The 19,048-nt window shown below is 74.2% G+C and carries 19 protein-coding genes; 3 read left to right on the top strand and 16 right to left on the bottom strand.

Annotation, left to right across the window (positions count from 1 at the left end; all coding sequences use genetic code 11):
* Nucleotides 1–16 precede the first annotated feature (16 nt).
* The 3 genes from smc to ACFWI8_RS32540 form a co-directional block, all read right to left on the bottom strand.
* Nucleotides 17–3,583, bottom strand: coding sequence for a chromosome segregation protein SMC (gene smc, locus ACFWI8_RS32550; RefSeq protein WP_387098928.1), 3,567 nt, complete (start codon nucleotides 3,581–3,583; stop codon nucleotides 17–19).
* A 188-nt stretch (nucleotides 3,584–3,771) separates the two neighbouring features.
* On the bottom strand, nucleotides 3,772–3,978 hold the full coding sequence (locus tag ACFWI8_RS32545) for a hypothetical protein (RefSeq protein WP_387098926.1): 207 nt from the start codon (nucleotides 3,976–3,978) through the stop codon (nucleotides 3,772–3,774).
* 335 nt (nucleotides 3,979–4,313) lie between these two features.
* On the bottom strand, nucleotides 4,314–4,625 hold the full coding sequence (locus ACFWI8_RS32540; protein ID WP_387098924.1) for an acylphosphatase: 312 nt from the start codon (nucleotides 4,623–4,625) through the stop codon (nucleotides 4,314–4,316).
* A gap of 211 nt (nucleotides 4,626–4,836) precedes the next feature.
* Between ACFWI8_RS32540 and ACFWI8_RS32535 the strand changes: the two genes are divergently transcribed.
* The gene (locus tag ACFWI8_RS32535) at nucleotides 4,837–5,604 is read left to right on the top strand and encodes a CAP domain-containing protein (protein ID WP_387098922.1); all 768 of its coding nucleotides are present in this window, start codon (nucleotides 4,837–4,839) and stop codon (nucleotides 5,602–5,604) included.
* Nucleotides 5,605–5,614: 10 nt separating this feature from the next.
* On the opposite strand, the gene mutM is transcribed toward ACFWI8_RS32535, so the two are convergent.
* The 13 genes from mutM to ACFWI8_RS32470 all read right to left on the bottom strand — a co-directional run bounded on the left by mutM (nucleotide 5,615) and on the right by ACFWI8_RS32470 (nucleotide 17,720).
* A complete protein-coding gene (gene mutM, locus ACFWI8_RS32530; RefSeq protein WP_387098920.1) occupies nucleotides 5,615–6,463 on the bottom strand; it encodes a bifunctional DNA-formamidopyrimidine glycosylase/DNA-(apurinic or apyrimidinic site) lyase in 849 nt (282 codons plus the stop codon).
* Nucleotides 6,456–7,244, bottom strand: coding sequence for a ribonuclease III (gene rnc / locus ACFWI8_RS32525; protein WP_387098918.1), 789 nt, complete (start codon nucleotides 7,242–7,244; stop codon nucleotides 6,456–6,458). The genes mutM and rnc overlap by 8 nt, the downstream gene beginning before the upstream one ends.
* Nucleotides 7,245–7,263: 19 nt before the next feature.
* Nucleotides 7,264–7,437 (bottom strand): 50S ribosomal protein L32, encoded by a 174-nt coding sequence (gene rpmF / locus ACFWI8_RS32520; protein ID WP_120683031.1) that lies wholly within the window; start codon nucleotides 7,435–7,437, stop codon nucleotides 7,264–7,266.
* 2 nt (nucleotides 7,438–7,439) lie between these two features.
* Nucleotides 7,440–8,045, bottom strand: a complete 606-nt coding sequence (locus tag ACFWI8_RS32515; protein ID WP_387098916.1) for a YceD family protein — start codon at nucleotides 8,043–8,045, stop codon at nucleotides 7,440–7,442.
* 207 nt (nucleotides 8,046–8,252) lie between these two features.
* Nucleotides 8,253–9,332, bottom strand: a complete 1,080-nt coding sequence (locus ACFWI8_RS32510) for an ATP synthase F0 subunit B (RefSeq protein WP_387098914.1) — start codon at nucleotides 9,330–9,332, stop codon at nucleotides 8,253–8,255.
* 60 nt (nucleotides 9,333–9,392) lie between these two features.
* Nucleotides 9,393–9,872, bottom strand: coding sequence for a pantetheine-phosphate adenylyltransferase (coaD, locus tag ACFWI8_RS32505; protein WP_387098946.1), 480 nt, complete (start codon nucleotides 9,870–9,872; stop codon nucleotides 9,393–9,395).
* Nucleotides 9,873–9,898: 26 nt separating this feature from the next.
* Nucleotides 9,899–10,486, bottom strand: coding sequence for a 16S rRNA (guanine(966)-N(2))-methyltransferase RsmD (rsmD, locus tag ACFWI8_RS32500; RefSeq protein WP_387098912.1), 588 nt, complete (start codon nucleotides 10,484–10,486; stop codon nucleotides 9,899–9,901).
* Between the two features lie 95 nt (nucleotides 10,487–10,581).
* Entirely contained in the window at nucleotides 10,582–11,052 is a 471-nt protein-coding gene (locus ACFWI8_RS32495; protein ID WP_387098910.1) for a DUF6227 family protein, read from the bottom strand.
* 169 nt (nucleotides 11,053–11,221) lie between these two features.
* On the bottom strand, nucleotides 11,222–11,740 hold the full coding sequence (locus tag ACFWI8_RS32490) for a hypothetical protein (protein ID WP_387098908.1): 519 nt from the start codon (nucleotides 11,738–11,740) through the stop codon (nucleotides 11,222–11,224).
* 151 nt (nucleotides 11,741–11,891) lie between these two features.
* Nucleotides 11,892–14,132 carry an ATP-dependent DNA helicase RecG gene (gene recG, locus ACFWI8_RS32485; RefSeq protein ID WP_387098906.1) on the bottom strand — a complete coding sequence of 747 codons (2,241 nt, stop codon included), beginning with the start codon at nucleotides 14,130–14,132 and terminating at the stop codon, nucleotides 11,892–11,894.
* Between the two features lie 50 nt (nucleotides 14,133–14,182).
* Nucleotides 14,183–15,829, bottom strand: coding sequence for a DAK2 domain-containing protein (locus ACFWI8_RS32480; RefSeq protein WP_387098904.1), 1,647 nt, complete (start codon nucleotides 15,827–15,829; stop codon nucleotides 14,183–14,185).
* Between the two features lie 78 nt (nucleotides 15,830–15,907).
* The gene (gene thiD / locus ACFWI8_RS32475; RefSeq protein WP_387098902.1) at nucleotides 15,908–16,720 is read right to left on the bottom strand and encodes a bifunctional hydroxymethylpyrimidine kinase/phosphomethylpyrimidine kinase; all 813 of its coding nucleotides are present in this window, start codon (nucleotides 16,718–16,720) and stop codon (nucleotides 15,908–15,910) included.
* A gap of 37 nt (nucleotides 16,721–16,757) precedes the next feature.
* Complete coding sequence (locus ACFWI8_RS32470) at nucleotides 16,758–17,720, bottom strand: thiamine-phosphate kinase (protein ID WP_311601405.1); 963 nt, start codon at nucleotides 17,718–17,720, stop codon at nucleotides 16,758–16,760.
* 133 nt (nucleotides 17,721–17,853) lie between these two features.
* Between ACFWI8_RS32470 and ACFWI8_RS32465 the strand changes: the two genes are divergently transcribed.
* Nucleotides 17,854–18,087 (top strand): Lrp/AsnC family transcriptional regulator, encoded by a 234-nt coding sequence (locus tag ACFWI8_RS32465; RefSeq protein ID WP_387098900.1) that lies wholly within the window; start codon nucleotides 17,854–17,856, stop codon nucleotides 18,085–18,087.
* Nucleotides 18,088–18,106: 19 nt separating this feature from the next.
* Nucleotides 18,107–18,631 carry a DUF3515 domain-containing protein gene (locus tag ACFWI8_RS32460; RefSeq protein WP_387098898.1) on the top strand — a complete coding sequence of 175 codons (525 nt, stop codon included), beginning with the start codon at nucleotides 18,107–18,109 and terminating at the stop codon, nucleotides 18,629–18,631.
* Nucleotides 18,632–19,048 lie beyond the last annotated feature (417 nt).

The raw sequence follows: 19,048 nt of genomic DNA, 5'->3' as shown, positions 1-19,048 counted from the left end.
TCCGGTCCGGCCCGCGCTATCCCTTGCCGGAGAGCCGCTGGCTGATGACCTTGGACACCCCGTCGCCCTGCATGGAGACGCCGTAGAGCGCGTCGGCGACCTCCATGGTGCGCTTCTGGTGGGTGATCACGATCAGCTGGGAGCTGCCCTTCAGCTCCTCCATGATCCGGATCAGCCGCTGGAGGTTGGTGTCGTCCAACGCCGCCTCGACCTCGTCCATGACGTAGAACGGGCTGGGCCGCGCCTTGAAGATCGAGACCAGCAGGGCGACCGCGGTCAGTGAGCGCTCGCCGCCGGAGAGCAGGGAGAGCCGCTTGACCTTCTTGCCCGGCGGCCTGGCCTCCACCTCGACGCCGGTGGTCAGCATGTCGGAGGGGTCGGTCAGCATGAGCCGCCCCTCGCCGCCGGGGAAGAGCCGCGAGAACACGCCCTCGAACTCGCGGGCCGTGTCGTGGTAGGCGGCGGTGAAGACCTGCTCCACCCGCTCGTCGACCTCCTTGACGACCTGGAGCAGGTCGGCCCTGGTCTTCTTGAGGTCGTCGAGCTGCTCGCTGAGGAACTTGTGCCGCTCCTCGAGCGCGGCGAACTCCTCGAGCGCCAGCGGGTTGACCTTGCCCAGCTGCTTGTAGGCCCGCTCGGCGGCCCGCAGCCTACGTTCCTGCTCGGCCCTGACGAAGCGCCGCGGCTGGTTGCGCGGGTCCTCCGGGTCGTCGGGCAGCACCTCGCCCTCCTCCGGCGGGGACGGCGGCACCGGCTGGTCGGGCCCGTACTCGGCGACCAGCACCCCGGGCTCGACGCCCAGCTCCTCCAGCGCCCTGGTCTCCAGTTGCTCGATGCGCAGCCGCTTCTCCGCGCCCAGCACCTCGCCGCGGTGCACCGAGTCGGTCAGCTTGTCCAGCTCGTCCTTGAGCTCCCGGCCCGCGGCCCGCTCGACCACCAGCGCCTGTTCGCGCTCGGCCCTGGCCCGCTGGGCCGCCTCGCGCTCGGCGCCGGCCCGCTCCAACGAGGCCTCGACGTGGGCCAGCAGCTGGCGGGCGCCGTTGGCCACGGCGCTCGCGACCTCGGCCTCGTACCGCATCCTGGCGCGCCGCCGCTCGGCGCGCGCCCGCGCCTCCCGCTCGGCGCGCGCCCCACGGTCCAACGCGTCCGCCCGGCCGGCAAGCCCCTTCACCCGCTCCTCGTGGGTGCGGACCTGGAGCCGCGCCTCCATCTCGGTCTGCCGGGCGTTGGCCCCGTCGGCGGCGAGCCGGTCGCGCACGGCGGTGTCCGGTTCCTCCTCCGCGTCCGCGGACTCCTCGGCCACGGCCAGCCGCTCGGCCAGCTCCTCGGCCTGCTCGACCGCCCTGGCCAGGTCCTCCTGGGCCCGCGCCACCGCCGCCTCGGCCCGCTCGGCCTCGCCGGCGGCGCCCCTGGCCTGGCCGGCGAGCCGGCCCAGGTCCTGTGCCACCTTCGACTTGGCGCGCTCGGCAGCGCTGCGCCGCTGCGCGAGGTCCTCCACCCTGGCGGCGGCGGTCGCCCGGCGCTCGGTGGCCGACCGCTGGGCCTCCGCCAACTCGGCGCACCGCTCGGTCAGCTCCCGCAGTTCGGCCGCGGCCTCCGCCACCGACGCCTGCACCTCGAGCAGGCTCGGCGCACCGGCCGAGCCGCCCTGCGCCAGGTGGCGGGAGAGCACGTCGCCCTCGGCGGTGACGGCGGTCAGCTCGGGCCGGGACGCCAGCAGTTCCAGCGCGTCCTCCAGGGTGGCGACCACCACCACGCCGCGCAGCAGCCGCCGGACGGCGGGGAGCAGCTCGGGCGGGCCGCTCACCAGGTCGGCCGCCCGCCGGCCGCCGTCGCCGGGCCCCGTCGCGGGCTCCTCGTCCGGCACGCCGCCAAGCAGCAGCGCGGCGCGGCCCGCGTCCTGCTTCCGCAGCAGCCGCAGGGCCTCGACGGCGGTGGCCGGGCCCTCGACGGCCACCGCGTCGGCGGCCGCGCCGAGCGCGGCGGCGACCGGGACCTCGAAGCCCTGGGCCACGGTGAGCAGTTCGGCGGCCGGCCCGAGCAGCCCGGCCAGCTGGTCGCCGGCGGCCAGCAGCGTGCCGCTGCCGTCCTTGCGGCGCAGGCCGAGCGCGAGCGCGTCGTGCCGCGCCGAGACGGCGGCCCGCTCCCGCTCCGCGGTGCCGACGGCGTCCCTGGCCCGGCCGAGCTCGGCCTCGGCGGCGGCGAGTTCCCGCTTGGCCGCCTCGTGCTCCTCGGCCAGCGAGGTGTCGTCCGCGTCGAGCCCGGTCACCTCGGCGTTCAGCTCCTCGTAGGCGCGCTGTGCCTCGGCGGCCCGCTCGGTCGCCTCGTCGCGCGTCGCGGCGAGCCGGTCGATCTGGGCCTGGGCGGTGGCGGCCCTGCTGCGGGCGGCGTTGGCCTGGCCGTGCAGCCTGGCCAGGCCCTCGCGCCGGTCGGCGATGGCACGCGCCACGTCCTTGAGCCGCCGCTCCTCCTGGGCCAACCGGCGCTCCAGGTCCGCGCGGTGCTCGACGGTGTCGTCGAGCGCCCGGCTCGCGGCCTCCAGGGCGGCGGTCAGCTCCGCCTCCTGCTCACGGATCCGCGCCGCCTCGCGCTCCATGTCCTCGGGGTCGCGGCCGCGCCGCTCCTCCGGTGCCTGGGAGGTGGCGCTGGTGACGCGGGCGTCGGCCAGGCTGATGGTGGAGCGGACCCGCTCGGCGAGCTGGGAGAGCGCGAACCAGGTGTCCTGGGCGCGCTGCACGCGGGGCGCAAGCGTCCGCACCTCCTGTTCGAGCTCGGACTCCCGGCGCGTGGCCTCCTTCAGGCGCGCCTCGGCGGCCTCCTTGCGCTCCTTGAGGGCGGCCTCGTCGGCGATCTCGGCGCGCAGCGCGGCCCGCTGGGCGACCAGGTCGTCGGCGAGCAGCCGCAACCTGGCGTCCCGTAGGTCGGCCTGGATGACGGCGGCCCGCCTGGCCACGGCGGCCTGTCGGCCGAGCGGCTTGAGCTGTCGTCGCAGCTCGTCGGTGAGGTCCTGCACCCGGGCGAGGTTGGTCTGCATCGCGTCCAGCTTCCGCAGCGCCTTCTCCTTGCGCTTGCGGTGCTTGAGGACGCCGGCGGCCTCCTCGATGAAGGCGCGGCGCCCGGTGGGGTCGGCGTGCAGCACCGAGTCGAGCTGGCCCTGGCCGACGATGACGTGCATCTCGCGGCCGATGCCGGAGTCCGAGAGCAGCTCCTGGACGTCGAGCAGCCGGCAGGTGTTGCCGTTGATCTGGTACTCGCTGCCACCGTTGCGGAACATGGTCCGGGTGATGGTGACCTCGGTGTAGTCGATGGGCAGCGCACCGTCGGAGTTGTCGATGGTGAGGGACACCTCGGCGCGGCCGAGCGGCGGACGGCCGGTGGTGCCGGCGAAGATGACGTCCTCCATCTTGCCGCCGCGCAGCGACTTGGCGCCCTGCTCGCCCATGACCCAGGAGAGCGCGTCCACCACGTTGGACTTGCCCGAGCCGTTCGGCCCGACGACGCACGTGATACCGGGCTCCAGGCGCAGCGTCGTGGCCGAGGCGAAGGACTTGAACCCGCGCAGGGTCAGGCTCTTGAGGTGCACGCCGTGCGACTCTACCGGGAGGGTGCGCCATTCGTCCTTTTCACGATTCGCCGTTTCGGCGCCGGTGCGGACGGGCACATCAGTGAGTAGACCAGATGGGCTGGTGGCCGGACATGACGAAGGGACGCCGAAGCGTCCCTCGCATTATCCGCTGGCGGTGCCGTCGCGGCCCGTCCTCGCCTTTGAGGTCAGGTCAGAGCGGGCTCCGCCTTGGGCATGTCGATGCTGTCGAGCACCGAGTTCCCGTGCCGAGCGGCGGCGGCCAGCGCGTCGTTCTCCGCCTGAACCCGGAGGAGCTGGGTCTCCAGGTCCTGCACGCGCTGCTGAAGCCGTCGCATCTCGGCGAGGACTCGGGGGTCGGAGCCGCCGACGTGTCCGAGAAGCGCCTTTGCCATGATGGATGGTCCTCCACACTGAGTGACCGACCGAAGCCGTTGGTGGGTCGTGAGGGATTGGTCCCGCGACGTTCGCCTTGCCCTCAGTTCTCAGGGCCACACGGCTGAGATGCGCGGGAGTTTCAGCGTCTCACCAAAAAGTGGGACGGTCAACACGATCACACCGCGTAGAGGCCGGGGCGACGGGGCCACAGGCGGCCTCCGAGGGGCGGCTCCGGTTACGTTCCGCTGGAGCGCTGGGTGGTCCCCGGGCAGTTGCTGGCCGCAGCTTTGCACGTCGGAGCGGGGTTGGCAAGCAGTTTCCGGGACATTCCCCGGCGGCGGGGTGGCGCTCGTCAGCGAACGGCGAAGTCCCGGTAGTCCCCGCGCGGTGTGTCCCATATCTCTGTGACGCCGTCCACCCGGCCGGGCGTGTCGCCCTCCCGGAGCCAGCCGAGCAGCCGCTCACAGCGCTCCCTGGGGCCCTCGGCCACTACCTGGACGCGCCCGTCCGCCAGGTTGAGGGCGAAGCCCCGCAGTTCGCCGATCTCCAGGGCGGCGGCCCTGGTGAACCAGCGGAAGCCGACGCCCTGCACCAGGCCGCGCACCCAGGCGGTCATCCGGACGGGCTCGGCCGGGTCTTCGGGTGGTGGAACGGGTCGGTTCATGTGACGCACGCTATCCCGGGTTTTCACTTCCAGGCACTTCCGTCGCGGTCTCCATGCCGTACAGTCACGCGGTGACACTTCACCCGTTCGGGTGATCAACGATCTTCACTGAGTAACGAGGACGGTGCTCTGGATGGGACGCCATCGCCGACGCCGGGGGCACGCGCGCACAGGCCTGGTCGGTGCCTCCGCAGCCCTCACGGTGAGCGCGGTGGCCGTGGGAACGGGCCTGCTGCCGGGGCTCGGTGAGAGCCTCGGCCTGAACAACGACACCGACGATGTCCGGGCCCAGGAGCAGCGGACGCCGACCCGGCCGGGCACGCTGTCGCCCTCGCCGTCCACCGAGTTGGGCGGGCAGCGGGAGGAGACGCCCGAGGAGGCGCCGAGCACCGAGCCGGCCGAGGAGACGACGCGGCCGAGCGAGGAGTCGCCCTCCCCCACGCCCGAGGAGTCGTCGGCCGAGCCCACCACGCCGGCGCCCGAACAGACCCCGGAGGAGACCGAGTCCACGACGCCGGCGCCCACCACGCCGACCGAGGAGCCGGAGCAGACCCCGAGCGACCCGCCCACCTCTGAGGAGCCGTCGCCGGCCACGGACCCGGAGACGGCCATGGCCGAGGCGGTGCTGACGCTGGTCAACGAGGAGCGCGCCAACGCCGGCTGTCAGCCGCTCACCCTGGACACCGGGCTCTCCCGGCTGGCGGCCGACTTCAGCCGGGACATGGCGGAGCGCGGCTTCTTCGACCACACCGACCCCGACGGACTGACCCCGTGGGACCGGGCGCTCACCAGCGGCATAGCCAACCTCGGCGGCGAGAACATCGCACGCGGCCAGCAGGACGCGCAGGCCGTGATGGACGCCTGGATGGCCAGCGACGGGCACCGCGAGAACATCCTCAACTGCGAGTTCACCACGCTGGGCGTCGGCGTCCACCTGGGCGACGGCGGCCCCTGGTGGACCCAGGACTTCGGCTACTGACCGGCGGACGTCACGTTGGCGCCCGCTGGCAGCGGGGGCAGTGGTAGCTGGAGCGGTTCATCCACGGGGTGCGACGCACCGGCGTCCCACAGCGACGACACGGCTCGCCCTCGCGGCCGTAGACGTCGAGCGAACGGTCGAAGTAGCCGGACTCGCCGTTGACGTTGACGTAGAGGCTGTCGAAGCTGGTGCCACCGACGGCGAGCGCCGCCCGCATCACGTCCCTGACATGGCCGACCAACGCGGCCGTGCGCGGCCGGGTCAGCGAGGCCGTGGGCCGGTCGAAGTGCAGCCCGGCCCGCCACAGCGACTCGTCCGCGTAGATGTTGCCGACGCCGCTGATCAGCGACTGGTCGAGCAGGGCACGCTTGATGGTGGTCCTGCGGCGGCGCAGCGCCACGTGGAACGCGTCCTCGTCGAACTCCGGGTCGAGCGGGTCGCGGGCGATGTGCCCGATGACGTCGGGCAGTCCGTCGGCTCCGAGCGGGTGCAGCGAGAGGCCGCCGAAGGTGCGCTGGTCGACGAAGCGCAGCTCCCCGCCGCCGGCGTCGGCGAAGGTGATCCGGACCCTGAGGTGCTTCTCGTCGGGCGCCCGGCCGGTCTTGACGAGCAGCTGACCACTCATCCCCAGGTGGGCGAGGAGCGCGAGTTCGGGGCCGAGCGGCAGCCACAGGTACTTGCCGCGCCGGCGCACCCCAGAGACGGACACGCCGCGCAGCCGGTCGGCGAAGTCGACCGGACCGGCGAGGTGCCGGCGCACGGCGCGCGGGTGCAGCACGTCGGCGCTGACGACCGTGCGGCCGCCGACCCAGCGCTCGAGGCCGCGCCTGACGACCTCGACCTCGGGCAGCTCAGGCACCGGCGGCGCCCTCCTCGTCCTGGTCCGGCCGGCTCTCGGCGGCGCGCCGCGCGTCGACGGCGGCCCGGATCGCGCGCCAGGCCGTCTCGGCGGCCTGCTGTTCGGCTTCCTTCTTGCTGCGGCCTGTGCCGGTGCCGTAGGTCTCGCCAGCGACACGGGCAGCAGCGGTGAAGGTCTTCTCGTGGTCGGGACCCGTCTCGCTGATCACGTACTCGGGCACACCCAGGCTCTCGGCCGCGCTCAGCTCCTGCAGGCTGGTCTTCCAGTCGAGACCGGCCCCGAGGTTGGAGGAGCGCTCGATCACCGGGTCGAAGAGGCGGTGGATCAGCTCGTCCGCCGCCCCGAGCCCCTGGTCGAGGTAGACCGCGCCGATCACGGCCTCCAGGGTGTCGGCGAGAATCGACGCCTTGTCCCGGCCGCCGGTGCCCTCCTCGCCCCGGCCGAGCCGGACGAAGGCGCCCAGGTCGAGACCGCGGGCCACCTCGGCCAGCGCCCTGGCCTGCACGACGGCCGCCCGCAACTTGGCGAGCTGACCCTCCGCGAGGTCCGGGTGCTTGCGGTAGAGGGTGTCGGTGACGACCAGGCCGAGGACCGAGTCCCCCAGGAACTCGAGCCGCTCGTTGGTCGGCAGGCCACCGTTCTCGTAGGCGAAGCTGCGATGGGTGAGCGCACGCACCAGAAGGGCGGGCTCAAGCCGGTAGCCGAGCCGCCCTTCCAGAATCGCGAGGGACGAGGCTGTGTCCTCCGACGCCTGGGGTTGCGACCTCCTGGCGTGTGACATGAAGCCTGTCACCCGCCGATCAGACCTCGAGGACCTGACGACGGTTGTACGTGCCGCAGTTGGAGCACGCGGTGTGCTGCAGCCTCGGCTCCTGGCAGCGCTCGCAGCGCACCAGGTTGGGGGCAGCGGCCTTCCACTGCGACCGGCGGTGGCGCGTGTTGCTGCGCGACATCTTCCGCTTCGGAACAGCCACGGCTAATTCTCCTGTGATTCGTCCCCGCTGGCGCGGGGTGCCTTCTCTTGCTTGCCGTCGGGTTCGGCCGGCCCTGTTCGGCCGGCGAACTCGCGCAGCGCCGCCCAACGGATGTCGACGGCTTCGTCGTGCTGGTGGTCCGGGTCCTGCGCGAGCGGCACCCCGCAGTCGGGGCACAGACCCGGGCAGTCCTCCCGGCACACCGGCTGCAGCGGCAGTGCGAGCACCACCGCGTCCCGCAGCACGGGCTCAAGGTCGAACAGGTCGCCCTGAAGGTACAGCGTCTCCTCGTCCCGCTCCTCGTCGGCCGGCTCGGCCGAGCGGCCGCGGCCTTCCAGGTCCGGGTAGGCGTACATCTCCTGGAAGTCCGCCTCGACCTCGCGGGCCAGCGGCTCCAGACACCTTACGCACTCCCCCGCCAGCGGCGCATGGACGGTGCCGGTGACCAGCACGCCCTCCATGACCGACTCCATGCGAAGCTCCACGTCAAGCCTGGCCCCGGTCGGCACGCCGATGACCTCGACGCCGAGGTCGGCGGGGGCCTCGACGGACCGGGAGATCCGCTTGAGCGCACCCGGTCGCCGCCCCAGCTCGCGTGTGTCGAACACGAGGGGGGCTCGGTGATCAAGCGGGGCGTTCAGGGCTTTCTGCTTTCTCGCGATGGCGGTGGCTGCGGGAGCCGCGCACCGCGGCTCCTCGTCGAGGGCCGGGCGGGCAGCGATGATCGGCCAAGGTGCCGCAGCCGAACAGTCAGCATACTTCACCGGTCGGCGGGCACCCAATCGGAGCCCTCCGGGAGCTGTCGGGGCGTGGCCTCAGAGCTGGCCCTGCTGGTAGCGGCGCAACTGCTCGGCGTCGATCATGCTGGTGTCGAAGAGGCTGGTCTCGTCGAGCTGGCCCGAGGGCTGGTAGTCGTACGACGGCGGCTGCGCGGGAGGGGCCGGCAGCGCCGGCTGGCCACCGTAGGGCGCCTGGGGGTAGCCGCCGGCGTCCTGGGCACCGTAGCCGGCCTGGGCCGCGTAGGCGTCCTGGCCGTAGCCGTAGCCGTCGTGGGGCACCTGGGGCGCCTGGGAGTACGTGTCCTGCTGGCCGTAGCCGCCGGTGGACGCGGAGGGCGCGAGGGCGGCGTAGGGATTGGCGCCGTGGGCCTGGTAGCCGGCGCCGGCGGCCGCCGGCTGCTCGGGCTGTGGCACCCCGAGGTAGTCGTAGATGCCCTGCTCCTGGTCCTGCTCGTAGTAGGCGTCCTGGCGCCGGGCGCCGCCCTCGGCCGCCTCCCTGGCCTCCTGGGCGGCGACGTGCTCGGCGAGTTCGTCGATGGGGCGGTGCCCGGTGAGCTTCTGCCGGCCCCGGCCGACGGCGTCCAGGGTCTTGCGCAGCACGGCCTCGATCGAGCCGAACTGCGCCTCCACGTACGCCTCGGCGTTGGCCAGCAGCTCGGCCGGATCGCCGCGCTCGGCGCCGAGCAGCTTCTCGCGCCCACGGTCCACGGAGCCGATCGTCTTGCCCAGCACCACCTCGAAGTTGGCCAGCTTGCTGTCCACGTAGTCGTCGGCCTCGGCCTTGACCTCGGTGGCCTCCCGCCGCGCCTCGGCCAGGATCCTGGCGGCCTCGTTCCTGGCCTGCTGGACGACCTCGGTGTTCGCCACCAGCGAGCCGCGCTCGGAGTGCGCGGCCTCGACGATCCGCCGGGCCTCCTCCTGCGCCTGCGCCACGACGTGTTCGCGGTCGCCCAGCACCTCCTGGGCCTGGGCCAGGGAGCCGGGCAGCGCCGCGCGCACCTCCTCGAGCCGCTCGAGCAGCTCGGACCGGTTGATGACGCAGGACGCCGACATGGGCATGCTCTTGGCGCTCTGGACCGCCGCGACGATCTCGTCGAGTTTCTGCTGTACGTCCACGAGGCGACTGTACGGCCAACGAGGCGCGCCCGGGGGCCGTTCACCCCGCCCGAGGCCGCGTCAGTCGCGGCGCAGCTTCTCGCCCAGGGCGCGCAGCACGGGCTCGGGGACGAGGTGCGAGACGTCGCCGCCCCAGGTGGCGACCTCCTTGACCAGGCTGGAGGAGAGGAAGCTGTAGATGGGGTTGGTGGGGATGAACATGGTCTCGACGCCCGAGAGGCCGTTGTTCATCTGGGCCATCTGCAGCTCGTAGTCGAAGTCGCTGACGGCCCGCAGGCCCTTGACGATGGCGGGGATGTCGCGCTGCTTGCAGTAGTCGACCAGCAGGCCGTGGAAGGACTCGACCACGACGTTGCCGTAGCTCTCGGTGCACTCCTCGATCAGCGAGATCCGCTCCTCGACGGCGAAGAGGCCCTGCTTCGACTTGTTGATCATCACGGCGACGTGCACGACGTCGTAGAGCTTCGAGGCGCGGGCCACGATGTCGAGATGGCCATTGGTGATGGGGTCGAAGGACCCCGGACAGACTGCGCGGCGCAACGGTCTCTCCTCGCTCTTCCGGTCCGTCATGACCGGTCCCTGACGTGGTGGTCGGCGATCCGGCCATACCAGAGCGTTCCCTCGCCGTAGCGGCGCGAACGCAGCTCCTGGAATCCGGCCGGCCAGCGGAAGGTCCCCCCGCGGGTGCTCCGCTCCACGGTGACGATCGCGTCGGCGGCGAGCCAGCCGTTGCCGGCCAGTGTGAGAAGGATCTCGCGGAGATCGTCGTCGGTGACCGCGTAGGGCGGGTCGAGGAAGGCCAGGTCGTACGGCGGGCCCGGGGCCGGCGTGGCGGCCAGCTGCTCGGCGCGCGCGGTGCGCGGTTCGGCGCCCGGCAGGCCGAGAGTCCTGATGTTCGCCCGGATGGTCCTGGCCGCCCTGGCGTCCTGCTCGACCAGCAGGGCGTGCGCGGCGCCCCGGGAGAGCGCCTCGAGACCGACGGCTCCCGAGCCACCGTAGAGGTCGAGCACCCGGGCCCCGTCCAGCGGTCCCCAGAGGGCCGACCAGGTGGAGAACAGCCCCTCCCGCGCCCGGTCCGAGGTGGGGCGGGTGCCGCCGCCCGGCGGCACGGCGAGCCGCCGCCCGCCGGCGCTGCCGGCGATCACGCGCGTCATCTGCGTCCTTCGCGAAGCTCGATCCGTGGGCCGTCCCCACCACGCTATACGGGACGCCGGTCAGCGGGGCCGGCAGGCCCCACGGACCTCGCGCGTCAGAACGCCTCCCAGCGGCGGGCGGCCAGGCCCGCGGTGATCTCGTCCGGGTAGACCTCGCAGACCAGCCGACGGTCCGGGGTGCGGTCGTGCTCCAGTTCGTAGAGGCAGATCTCGGTGTCGTCGGCCATCAGGAAGGCGTGCTCGTAGAGCGCGCACCACCGCCGGTCGTCGGGCCGCGGGTAGAGCTCGGGCAACCGCTCGATGTCGTAGCCGCGGGCGCCGGCGAGCAGTTCGACGACCTCGGCTCCCGGGCGGTCGTGGTTGGTCGCGCGGCGCAGCAGCCGCCTGGCGTGGTCCCCCGGGTCCGCGCCCGGGTAGCCACGCTCACCGGGGATGCGGACGCCGAGCGCGGCGGGCCTGGCGGCCCCGAACGCGGCGCCGGGCCAGGCACCGTCCATGAACATCCGCTCGAGCTCCGCGACGGACGGGACCTGCCGCTCCGGCAGCGCCTCTGGCCGATCGGTCATGCGGAATCCTCCCGGTGTGCCTCTCCTGAACCCGCCCCTGGGCGCACTCACCGTAGTGCCTCGACTGCGGTCCGGGTGACCGTTTTACCGAAACCGGAACGGCGGCGCCAGGGGCGGAAATGCGGATACTTCTATGACGATCGGGACGAGCGGGAGGATCCCGCTCCGCTCAACTCTCCTTCGGTTCACCCACCGTGCCCACGAGGGCCGGCGAGACGTACCTGGACCAGGAGAGACAGCCGTCCGGCGGGCAGTACTCCGGGCGGCGCGGGTCGTGGCCGAGCTCCCTGAGCTTGGTGCGCACCGAGTCCGGGGTGCGGCCGAACCTGGCGGCCACGCGGGCTATCGTCTCGCCGGCGTGGAAGCGGCGGGTCAGGTCCTCCTCGTGCTGCGGGACCCAGGGGGCGCCGTGGCCGGGGAAGAGCTCGCGCAGGATGTCCCGGTCGGGGATGGGCTCGGCCACGTCGGCGGCCAGGGCGAGCGCGCGCAGCCCGCGGTTGAGGGCGATGCGGAGGGTGGGCACGTCGGCCAGCGGCATGGTGAGCGTGCCGGAGGCCAGCGGCGCGCCCGAGGCGCCTTCGCGCCGGCCGGTCAGGGTCAGGGTCACGGTGATGTCGTCGTCGCTGGCCAGCTCGACGCGGAAGATCTTGTCGCCGAGCGGCAGTTCGTTGATGTGCCGGAATGCCATGCGAGCAACCCCCAGGGGTCCTGACGACGCGCCGTCCTGGTCGAGGTCCGCGCGCCGTGCCTTTCGACTGCCTGGATTCTCGCAGGCGGCACTGACAACTGACGGCCTGTCAGATCACGGGCCTGTCAGGTCTCGGCGGTGGCGGCTCGGGTCAGCCCTTCTCCAGGAACTCCTCGCGCTCCGCGTCGACCAGCGAGCCGAGCGCCGCGCGCAGCTCGGGCGAGCCCTCGAGCTCCGGATCGGCGGTGACCAGCGCGGTGGCCTCGCCCCGCGCCTCGGCGATCAGCTCCTCGTCGTCGATGACCGCCAGCATCCGCAGGCTGCTGCGCCCGCCGGACTGCGCCTCGCCCAGCACGTCACCCTCGCGGCGCTGTTCGAGATCGATCCTGGAGAGCTCGAAGCCGTCGGTCGTGGCCGCCACGGCCTCCAGCCGCGACCGGGCCGCGCTGCCCTCCGGCACCTCGCTGACCAGCAGGCACAGGCCGGGAGCCGAACCCCGGCCGACCCGGCCGCGCAACTGGTGGAGCTGGGAGACCCCGAACCGGTCCGCGTCCATGATCACCATCGCGGTGGCGTTGGGCACGTTCACCCCGACCTCGATCACGGTGGTGGCCACCAGCACGTCCACCTCGCCGGCCGCGAAGCGGCGCATCACCTCGTCCTTGGCCTCGGGCGCGAGGCGGCCGTGCAGCACCGCAAGACGCAGCCCGGCGAGCGGGCCGCCGGACAGCTGCTCCGCGACGTCGAGCACGGCGAGCGGCGGGCGCCGCTCCTCGCCCTCCTGCTCCCGCCCCTGCTCGCCCTGCTTGGCGGCGGCCTCGTCCGCCGGGTCGTCGCCGATGCGCGGGCACACCACGTACGCCTGGTGGCCGGCCGCCACCTCCTCGGTGACCCGCTGCCAGACGCGCTCCAGGAAGTGCGGCTTGTCGCGGGCCGGCACCAGATGGCTGGCGATCGGCGAGCGGCCCTCGGGCAGTTGGTCGAGGACCGAGGTCTCCAGGTCGCCGAAGACCGTCATGGCGACGGTGCGCGGGATCGGCGTGGCGGTCATCACCAGGAGGTGCGGCGGACGCTCGCCCTTCCCGCGCAGCGCGTCACGCTGCTCGACGCCGAACCTGTGCTGCTCGTCCACCACGACCAGGCCGAGGTCGTGGAAGCGCACCACGTCCTCGATCAGGGCGTGGGTGCCGACGACGACGCCCGCCTCGCCGGTGGCGGCCTGGAGCAGGGCGCGGCGCCTGGCCTGGGCGCCCATCGAGCCGGTGAGCAGCGCCACCCTGGTGCCGTGCTCGGCGCCGCCCAGCATGCCGCCCTCGGCCAGCTCGCCGAGCATCTCGGTGATCGAGCGGTGGTGCTGCTGGGCCAGCACCTCGGTGGGGGCGAGCAGCGCGGACTGGCCGCCCGAGTCGGCGACGGCCAGCATGGCGCGCAGCGCCACCAGCGTCTTGCCGCTGCCGACCTCGCCCTGGAGCAGCCGGTGCATGGGGTGCTCCAGGGCGAGGTCGGCGAAGATCTCGTCACTGACCTGGCGCTGGCCCTCGGTCAGGGTGAACGGCAGCCGGGCGTCGAAGACGTCGAGCAGTCCGCCGGGGGCCGGCCTCCTCGGCACGGCGGGCTGCTGGGCGGCGGCGCGCCGCCGGCGGGCCAGCGCGACCTGGAGCACGAACGCCTCGTCCCACTTGAGGCGGGAGCGCGCCTCGGCCACGTCCGCCCTGCCGCGTGGCCGGTGCACCTTCTCGAAGGCGTCGGAGAGCGGCAGCAGACCGCGCCTGGCGCGCAACGCGGCGGGCAGCGGGTCGGCGAGGCCGGCCCAGCCGGTGGCCTGGAGCGAGTCGAGCACCACGGCGACCGACTTGGCGATGCGCCAGGACTCCAGCTGCTTGCACGCCGGATAGATGGGCAGCGGCCGGCCGGCGAACTCGGCGACGGCCTCCTCGCCCGCCTCCTCGCCGAGCAGTTCGTAGGCGGGGTGGGAGAGCTGGAGGGTGCGGTTGAACAGGGACACCTTGCCGGCGAACATGCCGCGGCGTCCCGGCAGCAGCACCTTCTCGTGGTGGCGCACCGCGCGGTGGCCGAAGAACACCAGTTGGAGCCGGCCCCTGCCGTCCGTGAGGGTCACCTCCAGGCGCAGCCCGCGCCCGCGGTTGAACGACAGGGAGCGGGCGTCGGCGATCTCGGCGACGACGGTGACGTGCTCGTCGAGCGGCAGGTCGGCGAGCCCGGTCAGCTCGCCGCGCTCGGCGTACCGCCTGGGGTAGTGGTGCAGCAGGTCGCCGACCGTGTGCAGGTCGAGGTGGGTGGCCATCACCTTGGCGGTGGTGCCACCGACGACCTTTCCCAGGGGTTGGGCCAGGGGTTCTCGCGGGGCGGTCACGCTGCCATTGCACACCATGGCGCCGACAGTCGGCCGCGCGGGCGCGCGACGCGTCAGGCGCGCGCCGGCTACTCGACGCCGATCAGCAGCGGCGCGCTCTGGCCGCCGGCGCAGACCACGGTGTCCACGCCCAGGTGGCCGCGGCGCACCTGCTCGGTGAGCCGGTCGGCGAGCCCGGCCGGCGCGGTGCCGCCGAGCACCAGGGTGACCAGCTCACCGCCACCGGTCAGCATGCGCTCCAGCACGTCGCCCGCGACCTCGGCCGGGTCGTGGCCGATCACCACGACGTCGCCGTCGACGAGACCGAGGACGTCGCCGGCCTGGCAGACCCCGGCCATGGTCCACGACTGGCGCTCGGCGACGTCCACCTCGCCGAAGCGGGTGGCGCGGGCCGCCGCCGTCATGGCGACCACGTCCTCGTCGAAGCGGCGCTCCGGGGCGTGCACGGCCAGCGCCGCGAGCCCCTGCACCGGGGAGCGGGTGGGCACGACGGCGACCCGGACTCCGTCGGCCCTGGCCTGTTCCGCGGCGGCGGCCGCCGCGTGCCAGAGCTCGTCGTCGTTGGGCAGCAGCACCACCTCGGCCGCGCCCGCCGCGTGCACGGCGGCGGTCAGTTCGCCGGCTCCCGGCGCTTCGCCCGGGCGCGCGGTGAGGGTGGCCGCGCCGGCCTCGGCGCAGAGGCCGGCCAGCCCCTCGCCCGGCAGCACGGCGACCACCGCGCGGCCGGCGGCGCGTGGCGGGCGCGGCGGGGCGGCGGTCTCGCCGGCGAGCGCGGTGATCCTGATCCGGTGCGGCCGGCCCGCCTCGATGCCCGCCTCCACGGCGGAGCCCGGCTCCACGGTGTGCAGGTGGACGTGGAACAGGCCGTCGCCGCCGCCTATCACCAGCGAGTCACCGAGCGCGTCGAGCCGCCGGCGCAGCGCCGCGATGGCCTCGTCGCCGGCCTCGAGCAGGTAGATGACCTCGTAGGAGTCATGGGTAGCCACCGGACACTCCGCGACCGCCTCGGCCGCGCCCGAGGAGGGGCCGAGGCCCCCGGCGCGGCCGAGGCGGTCGCGGAGCGGGGCGTCGGGGGCGCGGCCGGAGAGCGCCGCGTCCAACGCGTCGAGGACGGCGACCAGGCCGCTGCCGCCGGCGTCCACCACGCCCGCGGCGGCGAGCACCGGCAGCTGTCCTGGCGTGGCGGCGAGCGCCCGGCGGGCGCCGGCGCAGGCCGCCGCGACCACCTCGGCGGCGCTGTCGCCCGGCGCGCGCTCGGCGGCGTCAGCGGCGGCCGTGGCGACGGTGAGCATGGTGCCCTCGACGGGCCGGGCGACCGCCTCGTACGCGCCGGCCGCCGCCCGGCGCAACGCACGCCGCACGGCGTCGGCGTCCGCGCCGCCGGGCCCCGGGTCCCCGCCGGTTCCGGCCTCGGCCAGCACCTCGGCCATGCCGCGCAGCAGTTGGGCCAGGATCGTGCCGGAGTTGCCGCGGGCGCCGATCAGCGCGCCGTGCGCCATGCCGCGCACCGCCTCGGCCAGCGTGGGGCGCCCGGTGGCGGCGGCCGTCACGGCCTGGGCCGCCGACTCCAGCGTGAGGTAGAGGTTGGTGCCGGTGTCGCCGTCCGCCACCGGATAGACGTTGATGGCGTCGATGTCCTCGCGGGCGCCGCCCACGGTGTCCAGCGCGATCCGGCACCAGCGCCGCACCGCGTCGGCGTCCAGCGGCTGCGGCACGGGGGTCCTCCTGGAGAGCGGGTCCTGCGTGGCCGGCGGGCGGCCGGTGGCAGCTTATGTCAGGGTGCCGGGCGCGGATCAGCGCGGTCGGGGTGCCAACGCGTGCCCGTGGTGGACGGGACCGATGCCGGCGCCGAGCGGGAAGCCGGCCCGGATGGCGCCGGTCACGTACTCCTTGGCCGCGGCCACCGCCTCCGGCACCTCGTCGCCGACGGCCAACCGGGCGGCGATCGCGGAGGCGTAGGTGCAGCCGGTGCCGTGGGTGTGGCGGTTGTCCAGGCGGGGCGCGCGCAGCCAGTGCTCGGTGGTCCCGTCGGTCAGCAGGTCGGTGGCGTCGCCCGGCAGGTGGCCGCCCTTGACGAGCGCCCAGCGCGGCCCGTGGGCGAGCACGGCCTCGGCGGCCCGCCGCAGGTCGTCCTCGTCCCGCACCGTGACGCCGGTGAGCTGGGCGACCTCGGGCAGGTTGGGGGTGGCGACGGTGGCGACCGGGAGCAGCCTGGTGCGCACCGCGTCCAGCGCGTCGGTGGCGAGCAACGGGTCGCCGTGCTTCGAGACGCCGACCGGGTCGACGACGACGGGCACGGCCAACGGTCCGAGCAGGGCGGCCACCGTCTCCACCAGTTCGGCGGTGGCGAGCATCCCGGTCTTGACGGCGGCCACCCCGATGTCGTCCACCACCGCCCTGAACTGGGCGCGGACCGCGTCCGCCGGCAGCTCCCAGACGCCCTGCACGCCGAGGGAGTTCTGCGCGGTCACGGCGGTGAGCACGCTCATGCCGTGGGTGCCGAGCGCCAGCATGGTCTTGAGATCCGCCTGGATGCCGGCGCCGCCGCCGGAGTCGGAGCCGGCGATGGTCAGCACGCGCGGCGGCGTGCCCTGGGGTATGGCCATGGCTCGACGGTACCCAGGCGCCGGCCCGCGGCCCGCGCTAGCCCGCGAAGTGGTCCCACCCGCCGGCCTTGTCCCAGGCCGCGCCGTCCACCGTCACCCGCGGCGCGCCGCGCCCGCGCGCCGGCAGCACCTCGCCGATCGGCCGCCAGCGCGCCGGAAGCTTGGTCTCCGGCGGGAAGGCCGCGACGATGGCGTGGTCCTCGCCGCCGGTGAGCACCCAGTGCAGCGGGTCGACGCCGACCGCCTGCCCGATGTCCGACATCTGCGCCGGGATGTCGAGCGCGGCCGAGCGGATGTCGATCCGCACCTTGCTCGCCTGCGCGATGTGGTCGAGGTCCGCGATCAGCCCGTCGCTGACGTCCGTCATGGCGGTGGCGCCGAGCGCCGCGCCCGCGGGACCCGCCGGGTAGGGCGGCTCGGGGCGGCGGTGCGCCTCGACGAAGGCGCGTGGGGAACGGAAGCCGCGCGAGAGCACGGCGTGCCCGGCGGCGGACCAGCCCAGCCACCCGGTGACCGCGATCAGGTCGCCGGGCCTGGCGCCCGCACGGGTGACCGGCTCGCGCCCGCCGAGGTCGCCGAGCGCGGTGATGGAGACCATGATCGTCTCGCCGCGCACCACGTCCCCGCCGGCCACCCCGGCGGCGGCCACCCGGCACTCGTCGCTGATGCCGTCCATCAGCTCCAGGGCCCAGGTGACGGGGAGCTCCGCGGGCACCACGAGACCGATCAGCAGGGCGGTCGGCACGGCCCCCATGGCGGCGATGTCGGCGAGGTTCTGGGCCGCGGCCTTGCGGCCGACGTCGTAGGCGGTGGACCAGTCACGGCGGAAGTGCCGGCCCTCGAGCAGCATGTCGGTGCTGGCGACCACCCGCCGGTCGGGCGCGGCGACCACCGCGGCGTCGTCCCCCGGACCAAGTCGCACGGCGGGCGCGTCACCGATCCGGGAGGTCAGCTCCCGGATCAGCCCGAACTCCCCGAGCTCCCCCACAGTCCCCTTCACTCAGCTCTCCTCATGCTCATCTCGCCGGCCCACGGGTCAACCTGCCGTGATCAGCACTCGCCGCAGTCTCCCAGTGCCGGTCACGACGCGCTACGGTAGCGCCCCCGTTCCTCGTAGCCGCCGTGGAGGACCCGTGGTACAGGCGTACATCCTGATCCAGACCGAGGTGGGCAAGGCGTCCACCGTGGCCGACGTCATCTCCAAGGTCCCGGGGGTGCTCCAGGCCGAGGACGTCACGGGCCCCTACGACGTGATCGTGCGGGCCGAGGCGAACACCGTGGACGAGCTGGGTCGGCTCGTGGTCGCCAAGGTGCAGCGGGTGGCGGGCATCACCCGGACCCTGACCTGCCCGGTCGTGCACCTGTGACGCCTCGTATGCTCGCCGGGTGCGGTTCCCGATACGCCGCGGCCTGCTGGCCGCCACAGTGCTCCTCGCCGCCGGCGCGTGCGACGCGTCCGCCGGCGGCCCCGAGGTGACGGCGCCCTCCCCGACGGGCGAGGCACGCGAGGCCTGCGAGGCGCTGGTCGACGAACTCCCGGAGGACGTGGACGGGCAGGGACGCGGAACGGCGGCCGACGACTCACCCTACGTGGCGGTGTGGGGCGACCCGGCGATCGTGCTGCGCTGCGGGGTGGCCGAGCCGGCGGTGCTGACGCCGGGCACCGAGAGCTACGATCCGGCCGGCGCGGAGTTCGTCGGCGTGAACGACGTCTCGTGGCTGCTCGAGGAGCGGTCGGACGGCGTCCGCTTCACGACGGTCGAGCGGGCCTTCCACGTCGAGATGACGGTTCCCGACGACTACGCCCCCGAGGTCAACCCACTCCTCGACGTCGCGGCGCCGATCGTCGACCACGTCCCCCCGGACGAGCTCAACTCCCCGCCGGACGAGGGCCACGGCGACCACGGCTGACAAGCGCCAGGCCGCGGGCGCCAAGCCGCGGCGCTTCGCGCCGGGGAGATCTCCCCCACCCACCCGCCCTTTCTTTTCGCGCTGCGCGCGGTGGTGGCCCTGCGGGCCGGGCCGGTGGCGGCTTCGCCGCCGGGTGCGCGGCGCTTCGCGCGGGCGGGGTCCCCACCCGCCCGCCCTGTTCCGCGCTTCGCGCGGGGTGGCGGGCCGAACCGCGCTGCGCGCGGTGAGCGGCCGGGAGGGCCAGCCCGCGGCGGCTTCGCCGCCGGGGCCACGCGGCCCCTGCCGCGCGAGGCCCCCCGCCAAGGGCGGGTGGGTGGGCGCGGCACGGCCGCAGGCCAGCACGGCCGCAGGCCAGCACGGCCGCAGGCCAGCACGGCCGCAGGCCAGCACGGCCGCAGGCCAGCACGGCCGCAGGCC

It is taken from the genome of Streptomyces sp. NPDC127098 (assembly GCF_042722465.1).
Lineage (GTDB): Bacteria > Actinomycetota > Actinomycetes > Streptomycetales > Streptomycetaceae > Streptomyces > Streptomyces millisiae.
Note: the sequence above shows the minus strand (reverse complement) of the source record. Positions and strands in the feature narration are given on the sequence as shown.

Bases quoted from the DNA above. Each gene is read 5' to 3' on its own strand.
- ACFWI8_RS32545 (WP_387098926.1), bottom strand. From the start codon at position 3,978: ATGGCAAAGGCGCTTCTCGGACACGTCGGCGGCTCCGACCCCCGAGTC.
- ACFWI8_RS32540 (WP_387098924.1), bottom strand. From the start codon at position 4,625: ATGAACCGACCCGTTCCACCACCCGAAGACCCGGCCGAGCCCGTCCGG.
- rnc (WP_387098918.1), bottom strand. From the start codon at position 7,244: ATGTCACACGCCAGGAGGTCGCAACCCCAGGCGTCGGAGGACACAGCC.
- rsmD (WP_387098912.1), bottom strand. From the start codon at position 10,486: ATGACGCGCGTGATCGCCGGCAGCGCCGGCGGGCGGCGGCTCGCCGTG.
- ACFWI8_RS32495 (WP_387098910.1), bottom strand. From the start codon at position 11,052: ATGACCGATCGGCCAGAGGCGCTGCCGGAGCGGCAGGTCCCGTCCGTC.
- ACFWI8_RS32490 (WP_387098908.1), bottom strand. From the start codon at position 11,740: ATGGCATTCCGGCACATCAACGAACTGCCGCTCGGCGACAAGATCTTC.
- recG (WP_387098906.1), bottom strand. From the start codon at position 14,132: ATGGTGTGCAATGGCAGCGTGACCGCCCCGCGAGAACCCCTGGCCCAA.
- thiD (WP_387098902.1), bottom strand. From the start codon at position 16,720: ATGGCCATACCCCAGGGCACGCCGCCGCGCGTGCTGACCATCGCCGGC.